General features: G+C 63.4%; 25 protein-coding genes. 13 read left to right on the plus strand and 12 right to left on the minus strand.

Going from position 1 to position 22,958, the window contains the following annotated elements; all coding sequences use genetic code 11:
- Window positions 1-172: 172 nt before the first annotated feature.
- From L8F97_RS10685 to L8F97_RS10705, 5 genes are all read right to left on the minus strand, one after another.
- Window positions 173-670, minus strand: a complete 498-nt coding sequence (locus tag L8F97_RS10685) for a DUF4142 domain-containing protein (protein ID WP_242149326.1) — start codon at window positions 668-670, stop codon at window positions 173-175.
- 88 nt (window positions 671-758) lie between these two features.
- On the minus strand, window positions 759-1,376 hold the full coding sequence (locus L8F97_RS10690; protein ID WP_242149329.1) for a cytochrome b: 618 nt from the start codon (window positions 1,374-1,376) through the stop codon (window positions 759-761).
- Window positions 1,369-4,608, minus strand: coding sequence for an efflux RND transporter permease subunit (locus L8F97_RS10695; protein WP_409929035.1), 3,240 nt, complete (start codon window positions 4,606-4,608; stop codon window positions 1,369-1,371). The genes L8F97_RS10690 and L8F97_RS10695 overlap by 8 nt, the downstream gene beginning before the upstream one ends.
- Window positions 4,605-5,885, minus strand: a complete 1,281-nt coding sequence (locus L8F97_RS10700) for a TolC family protein (protein WP_242149332.1) — start codon at window positions 5,883-5,885, stop codon at window positions 4,605-4,607. The genes L8F97_RS10695 and L8F97_RS10700 overlap by 4 nt, the downstream gene beginning before the upstream one ends.
- A gap of 201 nt (window positions 5,886-6,086) precedes the next feature.
- Window positions 6,087-6,818: a VIT family protein gene (locus tag L8F97_RS10705; RefSeq protein ID WP_242149335.1), complete on the minus strand. Its 732-nt coding sequence runs from the start codon at window positions 6,816-6,818 to the stop codon at window positions 6,087-6,089.
- A gap of 424 nt (window positions 6,819-7,242) precedes the next feature.
- Between L8F97_RS10705 and L8F97_RS10710 the strand changes: the two genes are divergently transcribed.
- The 8 genes from L8F97_RS10710 (at window position 7,243) to L8F97_RS10740 (ending at window position 13,485) form a co-directional block, all read left to right on the plus strand.
- Window positions 7,243-7,785 carry a DUF3833 family protein gene (locus tag L8F97_RS10710; RefSeq protein ID WP_242149338.1) on the plus strand — a complete coding sequence of 181 codons (543 nt, stop codon included), beginning with the start codon at window positions 7,243-7,245 and terminating at the stop codon, window positions 7,783-7,785.
- A gap of 24 nt (window positions 7,786-7,809) precedes the next feature.
- The gene (locus tag L8F97_RS10715) at window positions 7,810-7,962 is read left to right on the plus strand and encodes a hypothetical protein (RefSeq protein ID WP_242149340.1); all 153 of its coding nucleotides are present in this window, start codon (window positions 7,810-7,812) and stop codon (window positions 7,960-7,962) included.
- 463 nt (window positions 7,963-8,425) lie between these two features.
- Window positions 8,426-9,379, plus strand: coding sequence for a bacteriohopanetetrol glucosamine biosynthesis glycosyltransferase HpnI (gene hpnI, locus L8F97_RS10720; RefSeq protein WP_242149342.1), 954 nt, complete (start codon window positions 8,426-8,428; stop codon window positions 9,377-9,379).
- Window positions 9,380-9,578: 199 nt separating this feature from the next.
- Window positions 9,579-10,256, plus strand: a complete 678-nt coding sequence (locus L8F97_RS10725; RefSeq protein ID WP_242149345.1) for a response regulator transcription factor — start codon at window positions 9,579-9,581, stop codon at window positions 10,254-10,256.
- Complete coding sequence (locus tag L8F97_RS10730; protein WP_242149347.1) at window positions 10,234-11,628, plus strand: sensor histidine kinase; 1,395 nt, start codon at window positions 10,234-10,236, stop codon at window positions 11,626-11,628. Before L8F97_RS10725 ends, L8F97_RS10730 begins: the two co-directional genes overlap by 23 nt.
- A 313-nt stretch (window positions 11,629-11,941) precedes the next feature.
- Window positions 11,942-12,127: a hypothetical protein gene (locus L8F97_RS10735; protein WP_242149350.1), complete on the plus strand. Its 186-nt coding sequence runs from the start codon at window positions 11,942-11,944 to the stop codon at window positions 12,125-12,127.
- A gap of 3 nt (window positions 12,128-12,130) precedes the next feature.
- Window positions 12,131-12,400 carry an ATP-grasp fold amidoligase family protein gene (locus L8F97_RS22975; protein WP_409929036.1) on the plus strand — a complete coding sequence of 90 codons (270 nt, stop codon included), beginning with the start codon at window positions 12,131-12,133 and terminating at the stop codon, window positions 12,398-12,400.
- A gap of 488 nt (window positions 12,401-12,888) precedes the next feature.
- Window positions 12,889-13,485 (plus strand): hypothetical protein, encoded by a 597-nt coding sequence (locus L8F97_RS10740; protein WP_242149352.1) that lies wholly within the window; start codon window positions 12,889-12,891, stop codon window positions 13,483-13,485.
- Between the two features lie 136 nt (window positions 13,486-13,621).
- Here the strand turns inward: L8F97_RS10740 and L8F97_RS10745 are convergent, their stop codons facing one another.
- A complete protein-coding gene (locus L8F97_RS10745) occupies window positions 13,622-15,307 on the minus strand; it encodes a glycoside hydrolase family 43 protein (protein ID WP_242149354.1) in 1,686 nt (561 codons plus the stop codon).
- An 86-nt stretch (window positions 15,308-15,393) separates the two neighbouring features.
- Complete coding sequence (locus L8F97_RS10750) at window positions 15,394-15,780, minus strand: hypothetical protein (protein WP_242149357.1); 387 nt, start codon at window positions 15,778-15,780, stop codon at window positions 15,394-15,396.
- Between the two features lie 207 nt (window positions 15,781-15,987).
- Between L8F97_RS10750 and L8F97_RS10755 the strand changes: the two genes are divergently transcribed.
- The 3 genes from L8F97_RS10755 to L8F97_RS10765 all read left to right on the plus strand — a co-directional run bounded on the left by L8F97_RS10755 (window position 15,988) and on the right by L8F97_RS10765 (window position 17,643).
- A complete protein-coding gene (locus L8F97_RS10755; RefSeq protein WP_242149360.1) occupies window positions 15,988-16,479 on the plus strand; it encodes a DUF4142 domain-containing protein in 492 nt (163 codons plus the stop codon).
- A gap of 176 nt (window positions 16,480-16,655) precedes the next feature.
- Entirely contained in the window at window positions 16,656-17,096 is a 441-nt protein-coding gene (locus L8F97_RS10760) for a hypothetical protein (protein ID WP_242149363.1), read from the plus strand.
- 7 nt (window positions 17,097-17,103) lie between these two features.
- Window positions 17,104-17,643, plus strand: a complete 540-nt coding sequence (locus tag L8F97_RS10765; RefSeq protein WP_242149365.1) for a hypothetical protein — start codon at window positions 17,104-17,106, stop codon at window positions 17,641-17,643.
- Between the two features lie 25 nt (window positions 17,644-17,668).
- On the opposite strand, the gene L8F97_RS10770 is transcribed toward L8F97_RS10765, so the two are convergent.
- Complete coding sequence (locus L8F97_RS10770) at window positions 17,669-18,169, minus strand: hemerythrin domain-containing protein (protein ID WP_242149368.1); 501 nt, start codon at window positions 18,167-18,169, stop codon at window positions 17,669-17,671.
- A 122-nt stretch (window positions 18,170-18,291) separates the two neighbouring features.
- On the opposite strand from L8F97_RS10770, the gene L8F97_RS10775 reads away from it, so the two are divergent.
- Together L8F97_RS10775 and L8F97_RS10780 are read left to right on the plus strand one after the other, a co-directional pair.
- Window positions 18,292-18,537, plus strand: a complete 246-nt coding sequence (locus L8F97_RS10775; protein WP_409929037.1) for a DNA-3-methyladenine glycosylase I — start codon at window positions 18,292-18,294, stop codon at window positions 18,535-18,537.
- The gene (locus L8F97_RS10780; RefSeq protein ID WP_242149372.1) at window positions 18,534-20,075 is read left to right on the plus strand and encodes a cation:proton antiporter; all 1,542 of its coding nucleotides are present in this window, start codon (window positions 18,534-18,536) and stop codon (window positions 20,073-20,075) included. The genes L8F97_RS10775 and L8F97_RS10780 overlap by 4 nt, the downstream gene beginning before the upstream one ends.
- On the opposite strand, the gene mmsB is transcribed toward L8F97_RS10780, so the two are convergent.
- The 4 genes from mmsB to L8F97_RS10800 all read right to left on the minus strand — a co-directional run bounded on the left by mmsB (window position 20,072) and on the right by L8F97_RS10800 (window position 22,922).
- Window positions 20,072-20,968 (minus strand): 3-hydroxyisobutyrate dehydrogenase, encoded by an 897-nt coding sequence (gene mmsB / locus L8F97_RS10785; protein ID WP_242149375.1) that lies wholly within the window; start codon window positions 20,966-20,968, stop codon window positions 20,072-20,074. The two genes, L8F97_RS10780 and mmsB, sit on opposite strands and share 4 nt — an antisense overlap.
- Window positions 20,969-21,264: 296 nt before the next feature.
- Entirely contained in the window at window positions 21,265-22,320 is a 1,056-nt protein-coding gene (locus L8F97_RS10790) for a ribonucleotide-diphosphate reductase subunit beta (RefSeq protein WP_242149377.1), read from the minus strand.
- Between the two features lie 108 nt (window positions 22,321-22,428).
- Window positions 22,429-22,629, minus strand: coding sequence for a hypothetical protein (locus tag L8F97_RS10795; RefSeq protein WP_242149380.1), 201 nt, complete (start codon window positions 22,627-22,629; stop codon window positions 22,429-22,431).
- Window positions 22,626-22,922: a hypothetical protein gene (locus L8F97_RS10800; RefSeq protein WP_242149383.1), complete on the minus strand. Its 297-nt coding sequence runs from the start codon at window positions 22,920-22,922 to the stop codon at window positions 22,626-22,628. The genes L8F97_RS10795 and L8F97_RS10800 overlap by 4 nt, the downstream gene beginning before the upstream one ends.
- Window positions 22,923-22,958: the final 36 nt, after the last annotated feature.

The raw sequence follows: 22,958 nt of genomic DNA on the forward strand, positions 1-22,958 counted from the left end.
GCGCGCCGCGGGATGCAGGCAGAGCATCGGGGTTCCGCCAGAGGAGCCTACCCGTCTTGATCCTTGTCGCCTTAGCCGTTCTTCATGAGCGTTTGTGGCCAGGCCCTTTGCGCGCCCGGGCGTCAGTCGCGGCATAGGCCTGCACCCTGACGCCGGGGCGTATGGTGAGCGGCTACCCCCGTCGCGCGCTCTGCTTGGCCTGAAGCGCCTGCGCGGTTTTGAGGTGCTTTTGCAGTACGGGCAGCGTGCGCTGCGCAATCGCGCGGACCTCAGCCGGATCTCCACTCTTCAGTTCGCCGCGGAAGTCGGAAATATCGTCCGTATGGTCCTGGATCATGTAGCGGACGAATTCGTGATCGAACGCCGCGCCATGTAGTCGGCCGAGCTTGTATCGCTCGGCATCGGCGGCAGGTGCGAGGGCCGTTGTGGACGGAAGGCGATAACGTTTTACCATCGGCAAAATCTCGCGACGGCCCTTGGCATGATCGGTCGCGAGCATCGCGCCATATTGCCGGACGCCCGGATTGGCCGCTCGGCTTGCGGCCAGTTTGCCCAGCGCCGTCTCGGAATTGTCGCCCATCATCGCCTTGTTCAGGAAATCCTGCGGGTTGGCGAGCGCCGGCGACGCAATCGCCAGCAGAGGAGCGACCATCAACAGTATTTTGCGCATTTTACCGTCTCCTATAGTTACGCTTCGAAACCGCTCGTTTGAAGAAAGTCGTGTCCCGAGGAACGGCTAGGGCCGCCCTAACAAAGCTCTAGCGCGTTCGTCGTGTTGGCAGCATCCGCGCCATAATGACGTCCCGGTCGACGAACTGATGCTTGAGTGCGCCGCCGACGTGGAGGACGATCAACAAATACGCGAACCACGCGAGGATGCCGTGTGCTTCTCCGACAGTGTGCCAGATCGCACCCGCCGTTCCCTGTGCTGTGTGTACAAAGCTCAGCAATGGCCACGGTAATAATCCGTACAGTGTCAACGGCCCATGCGCGCGCGGGCCCGAGGTCATGACCCAGCCAGTCAACGGCATCGCGATCATAAAAAGATAGAATCCCCATTGCGTCACATGCGCAAGCCCTCGCTCCCATGCTGGCAAGCCTGCGGGATAAGGCGGCGCCGGATGCGCCAAACGCCAGCCTAGCCGAACGAGGCTCAGCAACAGGATCAGGATCCCGGTGGATTTGTGAAAATCCATAACCACGCCAGACTGCTCGCGGGTGATGAAGCCACGCGACCAAGCAAGCGCGATGTTAATCACCAGCAGCGCAGCGATCAGCCAATGCAGCACGACCGCCACCGTCGCATAGCGCGTGATGACTTGTTTGCCGTCGCCGGTACGGAGGTCGCGAGCCGGCTCTGAACGCGTCTCAACCACTGGTTTTCCCCTTTGCTGGCGCGGCAACGCGCCCTTCCGCTAGATTTTTGGGATCATGATCGCGACTGGAGGGCGCGTCATCGGCTTTGGCGACGTCGCGCACCAACCAGCGATAGAGGCTCGGCAACAGCAGCAAGGTCAGGATCGTCGAGGTGACGATTCCACCGATTACCACAGTCGCCAGTGGCCGCTGAACTTCGGCGCCAGCCCCACTCGCAATCGCCATCGGGACGAAACCAATCGACGCGACGAGAGCGGTCGACAGCACCGGACGCAGCCGGTCGCGCGCGCCTTGCCGCACCGCCTCATCAACTGGCAGCGGATCGCCATCGCGCCCGTCACGCAGCGAGTTGATATGATCGATCAGCACCAGCCCATTGAGCATCGCAATCCCGGAGAGTGCGATGAATCCGATCGCCGCCGTTATCGAGAACGGCATCCCCCGCAGCCACAAGGCCAGGACGCCGCCGGTCACCGCGAACGGGATGCCGGTGTACACGATCGTCGCTTCTTTCGCGCTGCCAAGGGCGGTGAAGACGAGCAGGAAGATCAACACAAGTGCCGTCGGCACGACGATCGACAGCCGCTTCTGCGCCGCTTCGAGCTGGTGAAATTGGCCGCCGAACTCGATTCGGTAGCCGGGGGGCATCTTGACCTGACTGTTCACCGCCTCGCGCGCCTTCTGCACATAGCCGGCAAGGTCGCCGGTCTTGAGCGTAACCATCAGCGCCGCACGACGCTTGCCGCCGTCGTGCAGGATCGGTTCGACCTCAGGCATTTCTCGCAGGCGGGCGACGCGTGACAGCGGGACCATGCCATAGTCACCGACGCGCAACGGCAATGCAAGAATTGCGGCGGGATTGGCGCGCAGACTCTCGGGCATGCGCACCACAATCATATGACGCGCTTCGCCCTCCGGGATGAAGCCGACCTCAGCGCCGGCCACCGCGTCGGTAATCGCCGCATTGACTTCCGCCGTGCCCAGCCCAAGCCGCAGCATCGCGCCTTGATCGAGCTCGACGACGATGCTCTTCGGACGACCCGCAGTCTCGAACTCGACACTGGCGGTTCCGGGCTGCTTTTCAAGAACGACCTTTGCCTGTTTTGCGGCACGTTCCAATACTTCGTAATCCTGGCCGAACACCTTGACGGACACGTCGGCGCGGACGCCTTCCAGCATCTCGTTGAAGCGCATCTCGATGGGCTGGGCGAACTCGAAGGTCTGGCCGGGATAGACCTGCCGGCCGATCTTCTCGATCCCTGCGACCAACTCGTCCTTGGTCCTAGGTTTGCCGTCGCCGTGCGGCCAATCTTTTTCGGGGGCGTAGAAGATGTAGAGATCGTTCTCGTTGGGCGGCATCGGGTCAGTCGCGACCTCGCTCGTGCCGATACGCGAAAAGGTGTGCGTCACTTGCGGGAACTGCCGGCGGATCTGGCGCTCAGTCTCCTGCTCGATTGCAAGGCTGCGTTCGAGCGACATGCCCACCGGGCGGTAAACCATCGCGGTGATCGAGCCCTCGTCGAGCTTCGGTGTGAACTGCGAGCCAAGGGTTTTGAAGACCCCGAAGGTGACCGCAAGCAGGATGATCGCGCCGATCACCAGCAACACCGGGTGCGCCAGCGCGCGCTCTAGCGTCGGCGCGTAACCGCGCTCCGCAAAGCCTATCAGCCCCTTGTGCCGGCTGTCGTCCTGCTCTCGTGCCGGCTCACGCAGCAGCCACGCTGCAAGCGCGGGCACGACGGTGAAGGTCCACATTAGCCCGGCGAAGATCGCCAGCATCACCGCCTGCGCCATAGGCTGGAAAAGTTTGCCTTCAACGCCGCCGAGGCTGAGCACGGGGACATAGACGAGCGCAATAATGGCGATGCCGAACATTGTCGGGCGCGCGACCATCCGCGCCGCGTCGGCGACGGTCGCGCGGCATTCCTCGTCGGTCAGCACCTCGCCCGTGTCGCGCCGCCGCTCGGCGAGCAGCCGCAAACTGTTCTCAACCACCACGATCGACCCGTCGACGATCAGCCCGAAATCCAGCGCGCCCAGGCTCATCAGATTGCCCGACACCCCGATCAGGTGCATCCCCGTGACCGTCACTAGGAACGCCAGCGGGATCACGATCGTCACGATCAGCGCGGCGCGCCAATTGCCCATTACCAGCAGCAGTACAAGCGCAACGAGCAGCGCGCCTTCGCCTAGGTTGTGTTCGACAGTCGAAATGGTGCGGTTGACCAGGTCGGCGCGGCTATATTGCTCGTGAATCACCATGCCCTTGGGCAGCGCCGATCGGATATCCGGCAAGGCATCATGCACGCGGAGCGCGACTTCACGGCTGTTTTGCCCGACCAGCATCATCACCGTGCCGAGCACCGTCTCGGCGCCATTCTGCGTCGCCGCGCCTTGGCGTGGTGCCGATCCGATCGCGACATTGGCCAGGTCGCGGACTTGGATCGGCAGCATCGCGCCGCCGAACTTTACCGGGATCGCGGCTATCTGCGCCGCATTCATGACCCGTGCGTTGGTTAGTACGGTAAAACGCTCGGCCCCGCGCGCGATGATCCCGCCGCCGGCATTCTGGACGTTTTTGCCGACCGCTGCGCTCAGTTCGGCCGCGGTGACGCCGTGCAGCATCAGCCGCACCGGATCGGGCTCGACGACGAATTGCTGCTCGAGCCCGCCATTAGTGTTGACGTCTGCAACCCCAGTGACAGCACGCATCATCGGGCGAACGGTATATTCCTGCGCCTCGTAGAGTTCCATCAGCTGCTGTTGCGCGGTCATGCCGCGCGGCGACTGCTTCCACTCAAGCGTGTAATAATAGATTTCGCCAAGGCCCGTGGTGATCGGCGCAAGCTGGGGCGAGGCACCCGGTGGCAATTGCTCGCGTACCGCGTTCAGCCGCTCGGTGACGAGCTGGCGTGCGCGCATCTGGTCGGTGCCGTCCTTGTACAGCAGGGTGACCTGGCTGAGTCCAGTCTTGGTCAGCGAGCGGGTCTCCTCGAGCCCCGGCTGCCCTGCCATCGCCCGCTCGATCGGCAACGTCGCCAACCGCTCGATTTCCTCGGGTGCCAATGACGGCACCATCGTATTGACCTGTACCTGAACGCCCGTGATGTCAGGGATGGCATCGATCTGTAGACTGAGGAAAGACCAAAGGCCAACCGCCGCGATCAGCGCGGTCACTGCGGCGATCGCCAAACGGCGCCGCGTGACGAAATCGAGCAACCCAGGCATCATTGGGTGAACGCGTCCCCGCCGTTGAGCGCGCGCAGCTGAAGCAGTGCGTCGAGCGCCTCGCGCCGCGTGTCGAGCACCGCGTTAGTCGCCTCGATATAGGATTGCTGCATCTGCGTGTAGGTCGTCAGCGGGATTGCGCCAAGCCGATAGTTACGGTCGGCATCTTCGGCGGCGTCGGCGAAGTTCTTGGCGGTCGCCCCGCTCCATTGTGCAAGCGCCTGACGCTTTGCTTCATATTGTGCCGCCTGGTCGAACACGTCGCGCTCGACCCGGCGTTCGGCGTTGATCAGTGTTGCATTCGCCTGCGCCTGTCGCCCCTGCTCGACGGCAACATCCCCAGCCTGTCGATTCCATAACGGAAGGGTTGTCGAGAGGCGCACGCCGTAATTGGTCTCGCGAATGTCCGAGCGGGCCCGGTCATAATAGGGTCCCACACCGACGATCGGAATCCGTCCTTTGCGCGCCAGATCGACACGCAAGCCTTGTTGTTCGAACTGCGCACGCAGCGCCTTCAACTCGAAATTGTTGACAGCCGCTTTGGCCGCGAGCGCGGTACCCGAGGGAAGATCGGGCAGCGTCATGTCAGGGCGAACGATCCTCAAGCGCGCGGCGAACGGCGCGCCGCGAAGCTGATTGAGTTCGTACAGCGCGGAGTTTGCCTCGGCATCAGCCATGGCGGCGCTTCGCTCCGCGCTGATTGCGCCGGCCTGCAACGCTGCCGCCTCAAGCCGTGGCGCCGGCCCTGCGGGATCGCGCGATACTATGACTCGCGCCAGATTGCGCATGCGGGACGCAACCGATCGCGCGGCGGCCGCTTTCTCGTTCGCAGCGAACAGCCCGTAGCCCAGTGACCGCGCTCGAGCGATCAACGTCGCATCGAACTGTTGAAGCCCCATCTTGGCAAGATCGACCTGACGTTCAGCGATCGCGCGGCGCAGTGCGATGCGACCGCCAAACTCAATCGGCTGGACCACGGACACCGCATAGGTCTGACCGTCGCCGAGCAGCGCGCCGGTGTTGCGCTCGTTTGCGCTGCGCTGACCAAATTCGACCACCGCTTCGGGATCCGCCCAGCGCCCCGCCGCGGTGCGTTCGACGCCGGCGGTCTCGATCTGCCGCTGGTAGAATTGCCGCTCGGGGTTGTTCGCGACAACGTCCTCGGCCAGCCGATCGAGCGACATCGCCGTCCCCGTCACCGCTTGCGGCTGGGATACCTGGGCATGCGCCACCACCGGCACGGTCGCGCCGGCCAACATTGCCAGAACGACACTTCGCATTGCTTAAGTCTCCAGGAGGTCTTGAAAGCGGCGATAGCGGGTCGGTCGTGCCTGGGTCGACTAAATCCGCGTTCAGAGTCTGAACCGCAATGCAATCGAGGGAATTCGCCAGAGACGCCGAACAGGAAAGGTGCCGCACATCCTCCTCCTTGTTGCCTGAGCCGTCCTCATCGGCGCATAAGATCGAGGCTTGGGCGCGGATCAGCCGACCGCTGTGTGGAACACATGCCCGACGCCTGCCGTCACGGCCATGGCGATGGATCCCAACAGCACGACCCGAAGAACACCTGGAAGAACCGGCGCCCCGCCCGCGCGCGCACCTGCAGCACCGAGCACAGCCAGCATGACCACCGCGACAACTGCAATCATCCATACTACGCCAGCGACCGGCATCAACAGCGCGGTCACGAGCGGCGGGAGCCCACCGGCGAGGAACGACCCTGCCGAGGCTATCGCCGCCTGAAGCGGATTGGCGGTCGAGGTGTCGGTGATGCCGAGTTCGTCGCGCGTATGCGCCTCTAGTGCATCATGCACAGTCAGCGCGGCCACCACCTCGATGGCGAGCGGCTTGGGCAGGCCGCGCTTGATGTAGATCGCGGCAAGCTCGCGTCTCTCATGCTCGGGGTCGGCGAGCAGCTCGTGGCGTTCGCGCTCAATATCGGCTTTCTCCGAATCGGCCTGTGAGCTCACCGAGACATATTCCCCGGCTGCCATCGACATCGCGCCGGCGACGATCCCAGCCACACCGGTAAGGATGATCTGGGACGATCCCGCCGCAGCCGCCGCGACGCCGACCATCAAGCTTGAAGTCGACAGCAATCCGTCATTGGCGCCGAGCACCGCTGCCCTTAGCCAGCCGATCCGCGTGACGAAATGCGTCTCGCCATCGGCCTTGGCCGCACTGTCCCCTGCGCCACCGTCACGTGATTTCATCGGATCATTCCTGATACTGGTCGCGGTTGGCGTCGACCACGCGGGCGATCCCGGGCGAGGTCTGTGTCGTAGTGGGCGAAAGTGGCGAGTGTGTCGCAGATAATCTTCAGATGGGATGTGCGGCTCTAAGCCCTTGTCATCCCGCCATTACCGCTCCCGTCGTCGCGCTCGACCTTGATGGTCTAAGCTAACGGGCGGAACGCACCGCCGTCGACTAAATCCGGGTTCAGACTCTGAACCGCAACTCAGTTGATGCCGTGCATCGATTACGCCGTCCAAGGCAGCGTGGTGTCGCTTCTATAGCCCATGCCAAAGTCTGAACGCGAATTTAAGCAGCGTGGCGTCGGGTGTCGGCTACTTTAGGCATAGGCGTTTCGGCATCGCCCGAGCTGTCTTACCTGGCGATAGTCCACGAGCGAGAACAATGGCCCATACCGAACTGTCTCTGGCGACCGCGTTGAAGCCTCTCTTAATACTGCTGGCCTTGGCAAACACCACCGCTTGCGCCGCCGATCACATCACGCGCGATTACCGCTCGCAACCTGTCTTCGACGCCGCCAAATTCTTTGATGGTCACACCACCGGGCGCGGCACCCTCAAAGTCATCTTTCACCGTGCCGAACGGACACTGGTCGACGGCAATGGCCATGTAGCGCCTGATCGCAGCATCATTCTCGACCAGACCGTACGCCGCGGCCGTCGCGCGCCAACGCACCGGCGCTGGCAGCTACATCCCAACGGCCGAGACGGCTATACCGGCACGCTAACAGACGCAGCCGGACCGGTGACCGGAAGGGTGCTAGGCAATCGCCTCCATCTTACATTTGTTATGAAGGGCGGGATACACGCTGAGCAATGGCTCTATCTCGATCCTAGCGGCAGGATCGCCAACAACGTCATGACCTTTCGCAAGCTCGGTGTGACGGTCGGCCGGCTTGATGAGACGATCACGCATGAGTCGCGCTGATCCTACCGCCGCAGGGCCGCTTCCATGGTGCCACAAGAAACCGAATGGTCGATCATGGTGAGCTGGTTCGGTTACCGTAATCTCGATTTTTCCGCGCGCCTGATCGCCCACAGCGAGCATCCCCGCATCGTCGGCGCGATGGCACGAAGTTGCACGAGCTTGGATCTTTACGCATGAGGTGTCACAAAGGAGTCCTTCCCGCGGAAGTAACCGTAGCTGGTATGCTGGTGGGCTTACTTAGTGACCCGCTACACCACAGCTCACCTTGTAATAATTCACGAAGTTTCGCAATTTCCAATCTTCCAACGCTAAGTCTTCTTGTTAGACGCGTGTTGTGGTCTGCGAGCGATCGAACCGACGTTTTAATGTGTTCCAATCCTCCAGCACAAGTGCGCTACCGTCCGCACTCCTTGGGCGGTGCCCGCGAGCATGTAAGCCTGCGTAGGATGTCGTTATTTCTGGCCGTCGGCTATCTTGCGCTATTGATGTCGCTAATTGGCTCGGCCCTTCTATCATGGGCGGTATGGCTGTTCGACGCTGCATCGCCCGGCCCGGCGGGTAAGGGTAGCTGCCCGTCGGTGACGATCTCAAGCCGCTGCATGGGACAGAGCCGCAGCTTGCAGCCAACCTCGCGAGTTTCATGCAGCAGGATTATGCCGGACCGGTCCAGTACCTGTTTGGCGTCCAGCGTGGCGACGACCCGGCAATTGCCGTGGTCGAGACTCTGCGCCGCCAGTGGCACAGCCGCGATATCGCGCTAGTGCTCGATGCGCGCGCCCACGGAACCAACGCCAAGGTGTGTAACCTCATTAATCTTCAAGAGCACGTCCAGCACGATGTGGTGGTGATCAGCGACAGCGATATGGTGGTGGACCCGGATTATATCGGACACCTTATCGCGGTACTTGATCAGCCCGGCATTGGCGCGGTCTCGTGCCTGTATCGTGGCCGGGCGGATGCGGGCATCTGGTCGACGCTGGTGGCGATGGGGATCGATCTTCATTTCTTGCCATCGACGCTGATCGGTCTCGGCATTGGCCTTGCCCAGCCGTGCATGGGCTCGACCATCGCGATGCGGACCACCACCCTGGCTCAGATCGGCGGCTTTCACGCGGTGTGCGACATTCTGGCCGACGATTATGCGATCGGCGAGGCGGTGCGGGCGCTGGGCCTTGAGGTCGCCGTGTCGCGCCGCTTGATCACGCACGCCTGCGCGGAGCCGAGCTTGGCAGCACTGGTCCGCCATGAGCTGCGCTGGAGCGCGACTATCGCCGGGATCGACCCCGGCGGCTTCGCCGGAAGCGTCGTCCTCCACCCGCTGCCGTTTGCGCTGATCTCGCTGGCGATCCTCGGCGGCCATCCATGGACCTGGGGGCCGGTAATGCTGGCGATCGGCGTTCGTGGCGCAATGTTAGCCCGGCTCGGCGGCCGCCCCGTGGCGCATCTTCTATTTATTCCCCTTCGCGACACGCTGTCCTTCGGGCTTTTTCTGGCGACGTTTTTCGTCCGCTCAGTTGATTGGCGTGGGCATCGGCTTACTATCCACGGTGGGCGGATCGTCGCCAATTCAGAGGTACATCACCAGGACGCGTGATAAGGAAGCGGCGCTCCGCTTCGTACAGAAGCGCTGTAGCGCCATAGCTCCCCGGAGGCGGTACCATCGACGGGCTGCGTTCCTACCGCGCTGCTATGAACGTGCTAGATTCTGCCGAGAATCAGGAGATCCGCCGCTGGGCGAACCGTGAATTGGTATTTATTTGACGAAGTGCGGCGCAAGTGGCGAAGCGTCCCTCGTGACGCACATCCTCCTCATAGAAGACGACGCTGGCACTGCGAACGAGATCATGCTTGAACTCGCCGACAACGGCTATGTGGTCACGCATCGCACGCTCGCCGCCGAAGGGCTGGCAACCGCGCAAACCGAGCATGTCGATTTGCTGATCGTTGATCGCCAGCTACCCGACGGCGAAGGGCTTGACCTGATCGCGCAGCTACGCTCGGAAGGTCGTCGCACACCTGCGCTGGTGCTAAGTGCGCTGGGTAGCCTCGATGATCGTGTCCGGGGGCTGCGCGTCGGTGGAGACGACTACCTCCCCAAGCCGTTTGCATTGATCGAGCTGCTTGCCCGTGTCGGTGCGCTGCTGCGCAGACCAAACGAGACACGTGACACGCGCCTGATCGTCGGGCCGCTCGATCTCGACTTGCTCGCGACGACTGCAACCCGCGCCGGTCGCGCGCTTGAGTTGCTGCCGCGCGAGCTTAAGCTGCTCGACTATCTCGTGCGCCGACCGGGCGAGATCGTGACACGCTCGATGCTCCTTCAGGACGTGTGGGGCTATACTTTCGAACCCAACAGCAACGTGGTCGACGTCCACATGGGTCGTCTGCGCCGCAAGGTCGATGCTGACGGCGAGGTTCAGCTGATCCGCAACGTACGTGGCCGTGGCTATGTTTTCGACGTTCCGGACTGATCCGCGCGCCCGTTCGACGCTGCGCTGGGGCGGGGCGATCGCCGCGCTTCTCGTAGCGCAGTCGCTGCTGCTCGCGGCGCTGTTCTGGGCGCTCGCGACGCAAGCTAATGTGCGCGAGGCGGAGGCGGGTTTCCGTGCCGATTGCCGCGGCTATGCCGCTATGGCGCCCGCGGAACGGCTGGAGGAGATCGGCGAGGCGCTGACTAGGGACATCCATCGCGATCGCTTCCTGGCGTTGTTCAGGGCTAATGGCGGGTTGCTCATTGGCAACGTTGCTCGCGTACCGCGCGCCGCCCCGACCCAGGGATCGGCAGTGCTACCGGTAGAGCCGACACAACTGCCGGGTAAGACCAGCGACACGGCACGCCTCGTCGTCTGCGCGTTGCCGGATGGTACGCGCTTGCTGACCGGAATTGATCTCGACGACATCGATCATGCCGATCAGGTCGTCGAACGCGCGTTGTTGCTCGGGCTTGTGCCCGGAGTGCTGATCGCGATCGGCTTCGGCCTTAGCGCGGGCCGGCGTGCGGCACGTCAGGTGGACGCGGTACGACAATTGACCGCCCGCATCGCCGAAGGCAATCTGCGCGATCGTTTGCCAGTGCCGGCACGACCGGACAGCTTTGGTCTGCTGTGCGCGCACATCAACACCATGCTCGATCGCATCGAGCGGCTGGTTGGCGAAGTCCGCGGGGTCGGTGACGATATAGCGCATCAGCTTCGCACGCCGCTGACCCGGCTTCGCGCGCGGATTGAGCGGGCGATGGGCGACGCGGCCGATCGTTCCGCCTTCGGCCAGGCGGCGGCGGATTCGCTGACTGAGATCGACAAGCTGCTAGGTATGACGGCGGCGTTGTTGCGCATTCGCGAACTGGGCGACCATGCCCGACGCAGCCGGTTCACCTCCGTCGATCTCGCCCGTTTGATCGAGGACGCCTGCGAACTGCACCGCCCTGGCGCCGAGGATGAGGGCGCCGCGCTACGCTGCCGGATCGAGGCGCCCGCAACGATGGATGGCGACGCTGACCTGCTGATGGAGGCAATCTCGAACCTCATCGATAACGCGATCAAGTTCGGGCCGGTCGGCGGCGAGGTCGGCGTGGTGCTGTCGATCGAGCATGGGGCTCCAACGATCACCGTCTCAGATCAGGGCGCGGGAGTACCCTCAGCTGAGCGACCGCTGGTCACACAACGTTTCTATCGCGGCCGGCATGACCACGATGGGGTCGGCCTTGGGCTAAGCCTCGTCAATGCTATTGCCGAGTTGCATGGCATGGAGCTGCGCTTTGCCGATGCTGCTAGTGCTGTGTCGCTGGCCTGCCGCACCTCCGTTGTGTCTCGCGGCATGCCGCTCGACCCGCATCTTCGATGACAGAGACTAGCTCGACGCACGCTATCGCCCAGCCTGTGGCGGAACAATCGCTGCGGGCGATGTCGGCGCAGTCCGACGTCGCGCGTGCCACGCTCGGCACCCTGCTCCGCATACACCTGACATATCTGTGACGTCACCAACGACGCTTGTCGCCCGCGCAGCCTAGCCGCTGCACTGAGCTGATCCAGCGCCGCAAACTGGTCGATCGAGATCCTCGTATCGCACTTCTAACAGACAAGCTGGGGGTCAAGCAGACAGGCGCCGTGCGCAGCGGGGATGAAGACTGGAGCGCGGTGCGGCGCGCGGCGGCGGCATGGATGCGGCGTCCTTATGGTCGGTGGCTGGACGAATGGGGCTACGTGATGTGCCCCGCGGGCTGCTGATCGAACCGTTCATCGGCACCGCGCACAAGCTGCCGATCGATTACAAGCTCTACGTTTTCAACGGCCGCGTCGAGGCGACCCAGGTCCATGTCGAGCGCGAGCAGGGGCAGCGATAGACGATGTACGACCGAAGCTGGCACAGGCTGTCGACCGACGACGATCGCGCTGGTGTCAAAACGCCCGCGACCTTGGCGGACATGATCGCGGGCGCGGAGATCCTAGGGTCGACCTCCGACTTTGTGCATGTCGACCTCTACGATATCGATGGAGCTCAAAGGTTTGGCGAGCTGACCTTTTATCTTGGGTCAGGCCTCGCTCCTTTTGATCCACCACAATTAGACGATTCGCTAGGTCGATGCTGGCTGATGCCGTCAAATCGTCTCACGTAAGCAGCGATCAATGACCAGGCACAATGTCGCCTGGGACGTAGCAGCCTGCAGATGATAGGAAAGGAACTATTGTCGCATACAATCCGCAAGCTGACGCGTTTGTTCTCGCGGCACCCGATCCGGACCCGGACTGTAGCTACCTGCCGCTCTTGCTCATCCCGGCCCTTCTACTCATCATTTGGTTTGGCAGCATTCCACAAATCAAGCGGTATATGAATGACATAAAGACCGGGCCGTTCGAGGATCGCGCAAAGGCTGATCGCCGAAAGGTTGATGCACATGAGTTGGCTGCTGAATTAAAAAGGGAATGCCTGCAAATCGGCGGGAGCGGTCCGACTGCTTTTCTTCCCGATAGCCGCAGGTCGGCTTTTGAGCGACCCGTGCGGCGCAAAAGCTTTGGAATGCCCTTGTCTGGTGGATTGCGGAAGGACGGCTTTGCCAACAGAAAAGTCGATTGCGGACGTTCGGTGTCAGCGTAGGTTATCGCAATGAGCGACCAACCGATGCTGACCACAATCAATGGATCTATGCTGGCGGAAGCGTTCTCTGCGGACCATCGCCAAGAGGCACTATCCGCCGGTAATGGTGTTGCTCGACTCCTTGCTCGGCGTCAGTGGACAGAGCGCTTTACGGTCCAAGTCGATGGACAAAGTGTACTCATCCCGGCGCGGCTGCACTTCGCCTCCGACCGGCTTGGGATTGCTGACAGCGATACAGCGTGGCGTTTTGCTCGCGCGTTGCAGACCCGGAGCAATGACGGGTTCGAGCGTCAACGCGCCGCCCGCGATGTAATGGCCGATTTGCAGCCTTGGGCCGTTCCGTTCATCGTGGCCCTCATCGGCGAGTACATCGTCGAAATTCTGGACGACATTTATAGTGCGCTTACACTCCTCGATGCTCAGACGGTTGCTGCTTTCATTGTCCAGAATGAAGCATACTGGAACACGACTAAACGCCGGGTAATGAGCTATTGGGACGTATATTATCGATGGCGGCGCGGTAGCCGAACGCGTCACTCTTACCGCCGCGACGAGTATGTTGGCTTCAAGCTAATTGACCGACTCGAGGCGGCGGCTATCGGGTAAGCCAATCCCCGCCCAGGACGGCGAGAAATGGGCGCTTTCAGTCTGTCAGCTTTTTGGCTCAGAGCTGAGCGCGAAGCCACTTACGTTTACGGCCTGTTCCCTTCACCCGCTCCATCCTTTTCACTCCTTGCTCGCCTTAGTCGCGGCGGCCTTGCGCGAACGGTCCGATCATCGTGCCGACGAATCCGCCCGCGCTGGCGGTGCTGAGGTTGGTGGCGTCTACGCCGGTGGCGACCGGCACCCACCGTGCGCCTTGTGCATAAGCGAAATCGTAATGACCGCCATGTGCGGCGATACGCATGCGTACTGCGCCCGCGGGCAACGGGTGCTCAGCGATGGTTACGCCGTCGCGCGGGTCCTGCTTGCCGGCTCGGCGTGCCACCCGGATCATGTCTCGGCCATCATGTCGCGTGAGTGCGATTGTCAGAAAGAAGTCGTCATTCTGCAGCGCGGCGAGACCGGCCATCTCGCCCTCATGTGGCGTGAAACGCAGTGCCGTCGTGATGGTGGCGTCAGCATTTTGCTGGCGTCGGGCGACGAACGCGGGCCGCCCGAAATCGCCGAGCCCGTCGCGTCCCGGCGTCAGCGTAAGCGCACCGCCTGCGGGCTGAACCGGCGCACCACGCATCGCCATCCATTCGAGCCCGAGACGCGGGGTGCTGAAATCGTCACGCGCGGTGAAACTGCCGGTTAGCGGTGGCGCGCTCACGTCCGTGGCCGGCAGCGGTGCCGGCAGGGTCGTCGGTACCGCCTTGCCGCGCGGCAGGATCACCGGCCACCCGCCTTGCCAGGAAACCGGCAGCAGGAAGGTCTCGCGTCCGGTATTGTAGAAATCCGCCGCATAGGGCCGCGTACCGAGGAATACCGACCACCAGCGTCCGTCCGGCAGTTGCACCAGATCGGCATGGCCGGTCGCGCTGATCGGCGCGGAGCGAGCGGCGGGCAGATCGCGTTGCGTCAGGATCGGGTTGATCGCGGGCGGGGCGGGGCGGTACGGCCCATCTACCGTATCGGCGCGGAACACCACCTCGCTGTGATTGACGCTGGTGCCGCCCTCCGCCGCCATTAGATAGTATTTGCCGTCAACCTTGTAGAGGTGCGGCCCCTCGATCCAGACCGGTTTGGCGGCGGGATCGACACCGCCATCGACGATCATCTTCGCGTTGCCGAGCATCTTCATCGTGACCGGATCGAACTGCTCGATCCAGATCGCGCGATGGCCCTCGTAGCGGGGGGTGCCTGCAGGCGCGCGGTTGTTGACCAGCCAGGCGCGGCCGTCCTCGTCGAAGAACAGCGCCGGGTCGATCCCCTCCACGCTTTTCAACCACACCGGGTCGGACCACGGCCCGGCCGGGTTGGTCGCGGTGATGACGAAGTTGCCACCGCAATCGACACAGGTGTTGACGATGTAGAAGCGACCGTTGTGATGGCTGATCGCCGACGCGAACACGCCGCGCGACATACCGAGCTTGCCGAAATCGAGTTGCGCCGACTTGCCCGGACCGGCGCGGGCGATCGCGTTGCCGATCTGCCGCCAGTGGATCAGATCGCGGCTATGAAAGACCGGGATCCCGGGGAACCACGAGAAGGTCGAGGTCACCAGGTAGTAATCGCTACCGACGCGTACGATGCTTGGGTCGGAATAGAAACCGGAGAGGATCGGGTTGTGAAACTGCCCAGCCGGAGGCGCTGCGCCATCCTCATTGCGATATTCGACCCAATCGAACCTGGCGCCGCCTGGCTGCGCAACGGGGGCTGCGGCGGTCAGCGTTGCAAGGGCGGCGGCGACTAATGCCACGGCCACCGGAATGTTAGCTTTCATCGCTCCCGCCTCTCCTGCATCCCGCCGTGTGTTTGGGCGTCGATGCAGGACGTGGTAACGCTATCACCCGAAGCTGTCGAGGAGGGTTACTGTTTGTCCGGGACGGGTTCGTCGTCACCGGTGATCGCCTGATCGAGCGGGAAACCGTCGCCACCCGCATCATCGCTTGAAAAGTCCTCACCGCTATTGCCGCCGCCGGCACCGGCGCCGCTACCGTGTACCGCGCCGGTCGCATAGTCGAACGAGGCGCGCTTCCCGTTGTCGGGCAGGATCGTGTCGGCGCTGCGATCGTCTGGCTTCGATATGCCTTCGCTGGTGCTCTCGTTCATGGCACGGACGCCTGCGTGGCGCTGGCTGTCATATTCCTGGCCAGAATAGCCGGGGCCGTTACCCAGCGCGCTATCCTGAACGTCGATGTCATGATCGGCAATCGCAGCGCCTTTGGGTGGGTTAGGGATCGTGTCTTTCGGCATTCTTCATCTCCTTATGCATGTTCAACGCAGGATCGCGCCTGCCGGTCGCACTCTGAGGCATCGAGATGCATGTTTTCCCAGCGCTGTACGCAGCTTGATTTCAATCAGGCAGATTATCCGAGGCGTTCCCGGAACTGCCGGCCCCGCCAAACGCTCCGCTGCCAAGATCTCGCCGGTCGTTTCCGGCTAATCTTGAGGAGACTATAGATGCTGAAATCCCTGACCGCGCTTGCTCTTGTCGCAACGCCCGCCATCGTCATGGCCGCACCGATGTCGGACTCGGCCTATGTCATGAAAGCTGGCGCAAGCGACCTGTTCGAGATCCAGTCCGCACAGCTGATGATGGATTCGCAGAACCCCCAGATCCATGACTTCGCAACGACGATGGTTCAGGACCACACGCAGAGCACGGCCGACGTCAAGGCGGCTGCCGCTGAAGCGCAGATTATGGTTGCACCGCCCAAGCTGATGCCGAAGCAGGTACGTGACATCGCCGCCTTGCAGAAGGCGAGTGGCCCGGCACGCGATGCACTCTATATCAAGCAGCAGAAAATGGCCCACCAGGAGGCGCTTGCGCTGCATCAGGGCTACGCCAGCAACGGCAAGTCCGCACCGCTCAAGGCCGTAGCTGCCAAGATCGTTCCGGTCATCCAGCACCATATCGAGATGCTCGGCACGATGAGCTCCGGCGCCATGTAATGCGGACGTTGCCGCGCATGCGGCGACGGCACTGACGATAGGCGGGGCGCTCTCGACCGGAGCGTCCCGCCTTTTGCTGTTCGGATAGCGCACCTTCGTTTCGCGCAAGACGTCTTCAGGATGGAGCGGACGAGACCATCAGGCGTTGTCGCGGCACAGCATCATAAGGACGCCTCATGCCTTCCGTGACCGAGAATGCGCTGACCTTGTGGAGTTGGCCGCTCGCTACCGCCCGGTGGAACAGCGACATGGTGGAAATGATGATGGGCGCGCAGCGTGTTATCGCCGCGCGGCTGCCGACCATCGTCGCGGCGATGCAGAACCCGATCGCCGCCGACCATGTCGAATTGAACCGCATGGTGAGCGAGAAGGTCGGCGCGTTCAACGCTTCGGGCGAGTCGGTCACTGCCGCCGGTGGTGCGGTACACCGCGCGGCCGATGCGAATGCGCGCGCGCTCGGCCAAATGGCGAGCGGCAGGATCCTGTGGGCGCAGGACTGGATGCGCCTGGCTGAGCGCAATCTCGCCGCGATGGCTGCGCTGGCAGCGCTGCCTACGGCTACGCTGGCTCCGTTGCGGAGCGGGGTAAAGGCGAACGACAGAAGGCTGCGGCGCTGATCGTTCTATGGCGCGCAAGCAGGCCCTGAAGGTTTACCGCACGCCAATCGGCTTTCACGACGCCTATGTCGCGGCGCCAAGTCAGAAGGCGGCGCTAGAGGCGTGGGGCAGCACAGCCAATCTGTTCGCACGCGGTATTGCCGAGCAGGTCGACGATCCCGGCCTGATCGAAGAGCCGCTGGCACAGCCGGGCGTCGTCATCCGCCGCTCGCGCGGGACGACTGCCGAACAGATTGCAGCACTTCCCCCCGATCCGCCGAGAACCAAAGTACCGAAGACCGCCGCGCCGAAAGGATCGCCGCGCCCGTCCGCGCCGCCGCGCCCGAAACCGTCGCGCGCATGTCTTGAGGCGGCCGAACAGGCGCTGACCGACGCCGAAAGCCAGAAGCACGATGCGCTAGAGGAGATCGCCCGGCGCGAAAGCGATCTCGCACGAGATCGCGCCCGTGTCGAACGAGAAGCGCAACGCGAGCGGGACCGCCTGCAAACGCATATCGACGCGGAGCGCGAGAGCTATGAGGCGGCGCTTCGCGCGTGGCGGGGCTGAGGCGTCCACCTCAGCCCCGCACAGGTCAGCCCAACTTCACCGTCTCGAACGTGCGCGCCTTGGGCGTCGGCAGCTTCTTCTTGTACTCCGCAACCAGTTCTTCCTTGCGCGCCTCAAGCTCCTCGCCGAGTGCGTCGAGATCAAGATCGGTGCGGCGCGCCTGCGCGAATAGGCCCTTGAGGAACGCCTCTTCCTCGTGGACGTGATGCTTGATCTGCTCGGCGAGCACCGTCACCTTGGCGTCGTAATAGGCGTGGCTGGGCTTGCCGTTCTCGATCTCGGCGATCAGCACCTTGGCGCCGTCATGCTCGACATAGCTTTCGTCAAGCAGGTCGCCCTCCACCTTGCCCTTGCAGGCCGGGTAGAAAATCTCTTCCTCGATCTGCGTGTGCACGGTCAATTCTAGGCAGATCTGTTCGGCCAGCTTGCGCTTGGCGGCGGCGCCTTTTGCGCTTTCGTATTCGGAGAACAAATCCTCGACCTTGCGATGATCGGCCTTGAGCAGCGTGATTGCGTTCTGAGCCACGTGTCGTCTCCTGTAGCATGCGTCGCCTGCGTCAACGTGCAAACGCGGCGCGACGTTCCTGACGGACCGTCTGCGTCACTCGCGGGTTACACTGTCGAATCCATTTCGCGCGGAGCATCCCATTGGCGAACACCGTGCAACACGACAGGCCAGTGACGGACATGACGCGCTGTAGCTGGTGCGGCGACGATCCCGCGATGATCGCCCATCATAATGCCGTTCAGGCCGGACTGTCGGCGGCGCTAACGGCGCACGGCTTCAAGTTCGTCGGGCGGGTGATCGTCCACGCCTGGATGCAGGCGGTCGGCGTGGTCAACGATCACGCGCCGGATTGCTTGCGTCTTCCCGCGGTCCGAACACGAATATGAGCTATTTCGAAAGCGTCATCGCGCTGCTCGCGGTTGCCGTGCTGCTGCTGCAAGCCACGCGGCGGATGCAATTGCCCTATCCCGGTATCCTCGCCGCGACCGGCTGTGCGGTGGCGGCGCTGCCGTCCGCGCCGAACATCCCGATCGACCCGCACACCGCACTCGCCCTGTTCATCGCGCCGATATTGATCGATTCCGCCTATGACTTTCCGCTCCGCGCGGCCTGGCGGCTGATGGTGCCGCTGATCGTCTTCGCGGTCGGCGCGGTGGTGTTGACCACGGCGGTGGTGGTGGCGATCGGCTCGGCCGGGTTCGGGTTGCCGCTGGTGGTCGCCGTCACGCTCGGCGCCATCGTTTCGCCGCCCGATGCCGCCGCGACGACGGCGGTGCTGGTCAACCTGCCGGTAGCGCGTCGGGTGGACGCGCTGCTCAAGGGCGAAAGCCTGTTCAACGATGCGACGACCCTGCTGCTGTTCAGCGGCGCGCTCGCCATCCAGGCGCATGGCGGCATCGATGGTGCCACCGCGCTGCGGCTTGGTCTGGCGGTGCCGGGCGGGATCGCGTTCGGCGTTGGTTACGGCCTGCTCGTCTCGCGCGTGCGGCCGCTTGCCGATAACTCGGTAGGCGGAACGCTGCTCCAGTTTGTGCATGCCTTCGCCACCTGGCTGATTGCGGAGCGGCTCCACCTGTCGCCGGTTCTTGCCACCGTCGCCAGCGCGATGACGATTGCGACCCATGCCAGTGTCCGCGATTCACCGCGTATGCGCGTCCATTCCTTCGCGGTGTGGACCACGGTGGTGTTCCTGCTGAACGTGCTCGCCTTTCTGCTGATGGGCATGCAGGCGCGCAGCATCGTCGGCGCGATGTCGGCGCCCCAACTGTCCCGCGCGCTGGGTTTCGCCGGGGCGGTTGTGGTGGCGGTGATCGCGACGCGGCTGGCCCTGGCCTTCCTGTACCGCGTGGTTGCAGTGTGGCGCTGCAAGCATACCGGTGGGCCGGAGCCGGTATCGCGGAGCGAGACATTCCTGATCGGCTGGGCAGGGATGCGCGGGCTGGTCACGCTCGCCACCGCCTTCGCGCTGCCGGGCAATTTCCCCGAACGTAATCTCGTCGTGCTGACGGCCTTTGCCGTGGTGCTGGCGACATTGGTGCTGCAAGGCGGGACGCTGGCGCTGCTGATCCGCTGGCTGAAGCTGGAGCGGCACGAGGATGCAAACCGGGAGCGCGATGCCGCGCAGCTGTCGCTCGTCGAGGCCGCGCTGGCTCGGTTGGAAGGGGAGGAGGGCGATACCGCCGAGGAAATCCGCACGATCTACCGCGAACACCGGAATCGCCTGAACGATCGCGCGCACGAGGCGCCGCTCGCGCACCGCCGCGGGCTGGCGCTGGCGGCGGTGCTGGCGCAGCGCAAGCGGCTCGACGAATTGCGCGACGCGGACGCGATCGGCCCCGACCAGTATCTCGAGCTACAGGAGGATCTCGACTGGCGGCAACTCGGCGTCACCGCGGACGAGGATCGCCGCCTGAACGAGAGTTAGCGTTCGTTGTCCGACTGCGCCTGCAACATCGTCAGGATCGCCGAGAAGTCGCGTGCGCCGTGCCCGTCCGCCGCGAATGCCTCGTAGAGTTGCGTGGCGCGCGCGCCCATCGGGGTAGCCGCGCCGACCGATGCCGCCGCTTCCGCAGCCAGCCGTAGATCCTTGAGCATCAGCGCGGTCGCGAACCCGCCTTGATAGCCCCGGTCGGCAGGCGTCTCCGGGCCGACGCCAGGCCACGGTGCGTAGGTGGTCAGCGACCAGCTTTGCCCGGAACTGACGCTGGCGATCTCGAAGAACTTCTGCGGATCAAGCCCTAGCTTGGCGGCAAGCAGGAATGCCTCGCATGTAGCGATCATCTCCGCGCCGAGCATCATGTTGTTGCAGATCTTGGCCGCCTGACCCGACCCGCTCGCGCCGGCATGCACGACCGTCTTGCCCATCTGCGATAGATATGGCTGCGCGACTGCGAAGCCCGCGTCCGTACCGCCCACCATGAACGTCAGCGTGCCCGCCGCCGCCGCTGCGATACCGCCCGACACCGGCGCGTCGAGCATGGCGAAGCCGGCGGCGGCGCCAGCCGCGGCGACCCGTTTGGCGGTGGCAACGTCGATGGTCGAACAGTCGATCAAGGTGGCTTGGGGCGGGGCGGCGGTGAATATGCTGTCGCTGTACACCGCCTCGACATGCTGCCCGGCCGGGAGCATCGTCAGAACGACCTCGGCAGCCTCGCAGGCGGCCGAAGCATTATTGGCGGCGACGCAGCCCGAAGCGACCGCACGCTCGAGCGCGTCCGGCGCAACGTCGAAGGCGTGTACGTCATGGCCGTGCCGCGCGAGGTTCGCGGCCATCCCGCCGCCCATGTTGCCGAGCCCGATGAACGCGATCCGTGCCATGTTTCTCTCCAGATTGTATTTGTGTCACGATTAGGCGCGCTTTGTGCGCGATGCCACACCGTTACGACGCATAGCCGGTCCGCTACTCCGCCGAGGCTACACGTAACCGTGTCCGGTGCGTCGATCGCGCTTGCGTGATTGTATAGCGTCCGCAGGAGCGTCTGGCGTCACTCGGCAGCTCGTCACCAGGTGCCTGTCGGCTGGCGTTCCGGCGGGCAAACCGCTCACGCGGGATGAACCCCCCCGGCGACGCCGCCGATCAGGCTGGCGGACGGCGCCCGCCGCCCGCTCGACCCTTACTCCGCCGCCACGCCGGCGCGGGCGAACATGTCGCCTTCGTCGCCGATCTCCTCGTTCGCAGCCGGGCCGGCCTTCGCCTTGCGGCGCTTGTCGAACGAGTCCCACACCTCGTTCCAGTTGCCGCGCGTCGCTGCCTTGGAATATTCGGTCGCGCGCTGCTCGAAGAAGTTGGCGTGTTCGACACCGTTGAGCATCGGCGCCAGCCACGGCAGCGGATGTTCGTCGATCATGTAGATCGGCTTCATGCCGAGCTGCCCCAGCCGCCAGTCCGCGATGTAGCGGATATACTTCTTGATCTCCTTGGCGGTCATGCCGTTGACCGGACCCATTTCGAAGGCGAGATCGATGAAATTGTCCTCGAGATGAACCGTGGTCTGGCACATGTCGCGGATGTCGGACTTGACCGACTTGGTGAGGCAGTCGCGTTCGCGCACGAAGGTGTGGAACAGCTTGATGATGCCTTCGCAGTGCAGGCTCTCGTCGCGGATCGACCAGGTTACGATCTGCCCCATGCCCTTCATCTTGTTGAAGCGCGGGAAGTTCATCAGCATCGCGAAGCTGGCGAACAATTGAAGCCCCTCGGTGAAGCCGCCGAACATCGCCAGCGTCTTGGCGATGTCCTCGTCGGTATCGACACCGAAGTTCTGCAGGTAATCGTGCTTGTCCTTCATCTCGCTATATTCGAGGAAGGCGCCATACTCGCTCTCGGGCATACCGATCGTGTCGAGCAGATGGCTGTACGCGGCGATATGCACCGTCTCCATGTTGGAGAAGGCGGCAAGCATCATCTTGATCTCGGTCGGCTTGAAAATGCGGCCGTATTTCTCATGGTAGCAATCCTGCACCTCGACATCGGCCTGCGTGAAGAAGCGGAAGATCTGCGTGAGCAGGTTGCGCTCATGATCCGACAGTTTCTGCGCCCAGTCACGGCAATCCTCACCGAGCGGCACTTCCTCCGGCATCCAGTGGATCTGCTGCTGACGCTTCCAGAAATCGAACGCCCAGGGGTATTCGAACGGCTTGTACTGCTTGCGCGCTTCAGTGAGGGACATGGGGTTACTCCGGGGTACTGGCGAATGGGGCCGAGGGAAATGCGGTGAAGTGACCGACTAACGGCCGATCGGGATGTGCGGCGATGCGACGGCGATATGGTTGCGTGGTCACGGTTCCGTACTCCACCGCCACATCGCGGTCGCCGACATGGCAAGCACGAAACCCAGCGCCACCGCCATGATGCCGACCATGCGGAAGGCATACACCTTTCCCGCGCCGGACGTGCGCAGCAGCGCGAGCAGCAGGCCGGCGCCGATCAGCGCGAACAGCGCCGCGACGACGTACATGATGACGACCTGGTACGTCACCGCCGCACCACCCGCGTGACATAGACGGTGCGGGTGCGGTGCGAGCCGACGCCGAGAAACACGATGCCGATGAAATAGCCGAAATCGTACCAGCCGCCCTGGTTGGGCACGGCATAGACCGCCACGCCTTGCACGAACAGCGACAGCACCCACGCGACCGGAAAGATGAAGCCGTGCCACACCCCGAGCAGGAAACCGGGCGTGTCCGGCGTATGCTGCACCACGCTCGCGACACGGTGGGCGCACGCGGCGAGCGGCAAAGCGAGCGCGACGATCGGCAACAGGCGCTTCATCGCATCATCTCCCGTGCATCGTTTCGCGTGCGTATG

Source organism: Sphingomonas sp. BAUL-RG-20F-R05-02 (assembly GCF_022662305.1).
Classification (GTDB): Bacteria; Pseudomonadota; Alphaproteobacteria; order Sphingomonadales; family Sphingomonadaceae; genus Sphingomonas.

Excerpts from the sequence above, each read along its gene's own strand:
- L8F97_RS10715 (WP_242149340.1), top strand. The coding sequence starts at position 7,810 with ATGGTGCCACAAGAAACCGAATGGTCGATCATGGTGAGCTGGTTCGGT.
- L8F97_RS10710 (WP_242149338.1), top strand. The coding sequence starts at position 7,243 with ATGGCCCATACCGAACTGTCTCTGGCGACCGCGTTGAAGCCTCTCTTA.
- L8F97_RS10695 (WP_409929035.1), bottom strand. The coding sequence starts at position 4,608 with ATGATGCCTGGGTTGCTCGATTTCGTCACGCGGCGCCGTTTGGCGATC.
- L8F97_RS10685 (WP_242149326.1), bottom strand. The coding sequence starts at position 670 with ATGCGCAAAATACTGTTGATGGTCGCTCCTCTGCTGGCGATTGCGTCG.
- L8F97_RS10790 (WP_242149377.1), bottom strand. The coding sequence starts at position 22,320 with ATGTCCCTCACTGAAGCGCGCAAGCAGTACAAGCCGTTCGAATACCCC.
- L8F97_RS10735 (WP_242149350.1), top strand. The coding sequence starts at position 11,942 with ATGGATGCGGCGTCCTTATGGTCGGTGGCTGGACGAATGGGGCTACGT.
- hpnI (WP_242149342.1), top strand. The coding sequence starts at position 8,426 with ATGCAGCAGGATTATGCCGGACCGGTCCAGTACCTGTTTGGCGTCCAG.
- L8F97_RS10705 (WP_242149335.1), bottom strand. The coding sequence starts at position 6,818 with ATGAAATCACGTGACGGTGGCGCAGGGGACAGTGCGGCCAAGGCCGAT.
- L8F97_RS10760 (WP_242149363.1), top strand. The coding sequence starts at position 16,656 with ATGCCTTCCGTGACCGAGAATGCGCTGACCTTGTGGAGTTGGCCGCTC.
- L8F97_RS10740 (WP_242149352.1), top strand. The coding sequence starts at position 12,889 with ATGAGCGACCAACCGATGCTGACCACAATCAATGGATCTATGCTGGCG.
- L8F97_RS10780 (WP_242149372.1), top strand. The coding sequence starts at position 18,534 with ATGAGCTATTTCGAAAGCGTCATCGCGCTGCTCGCGGTTGCCGTGCTG.
- mmsB (WP_242149375.1), bottom strand. The coding sequence starts at position 20,968 with ATGGCACGGATCGCGTTCATCGGGCTCGGCAACATGGGCGGCGGGATG.
- L8F97_RS10750 (WP_242149357.1), bottom strand. The coding sequence starts at position 15,780 with ATGCCGAAAGACACGATCCCTAACCCACCCAAAGGCGCTGCGATTGCC.
- L8F97_RS10765 (WP_242149365.1), top strand. The coding sequence starts at position 17,104 with ATGGCGCGCAAGCAGGCCCTGAAGGTTTACCGCACGCCAATCGGCTTT.
- L8F97_RS10755 (WP_242149360.1), top strand. The coding sequence starts at position 15,988 with ATGCTGAAATCCCTGACCGCGCTTGCTCTTGTCGCAACGCCCGCCATC.
- L8F97_RS10800 (WP_242149383.1), bottom strand. The coding sequence starts at position 22,922 with ATGAAGCGCCTGTTGCCGATCGTCGCGCTCGCTTTGCCGCTCGCCGCG.
- L8F97_RS10730 (WP_242149347.1), top strand. The coding sequence starts at position 10,234 with ATGTTTTCGACGTTCCGGACTGATCCGCGCGCCCGTTCGACGCTGCGC.
- L8F97_RS10745 (WP_242149354.1), bottom strand. The coding sequence starts at position 15,307 with ATGAAAGCTAACATTCCGGTGGCCGTGGCATTAGTCGCCGCCGCCCTT.
- L8F97_RS22975 (WP_409929036.1), top strand. The coding sequence starts at position 12,131 with ATGTACGACCGAAGCTGGCACAGGCTGTCGACCGACGACGATCGCGCT.
- L8F97_RS10700 (WP_242149332.1), bottom strand. The coding sequence starts at position 5,885 with ATGCGAAGTGTCGTTCTGGCAATGTTGGCCGGCGCGACCGTGCCGGTG.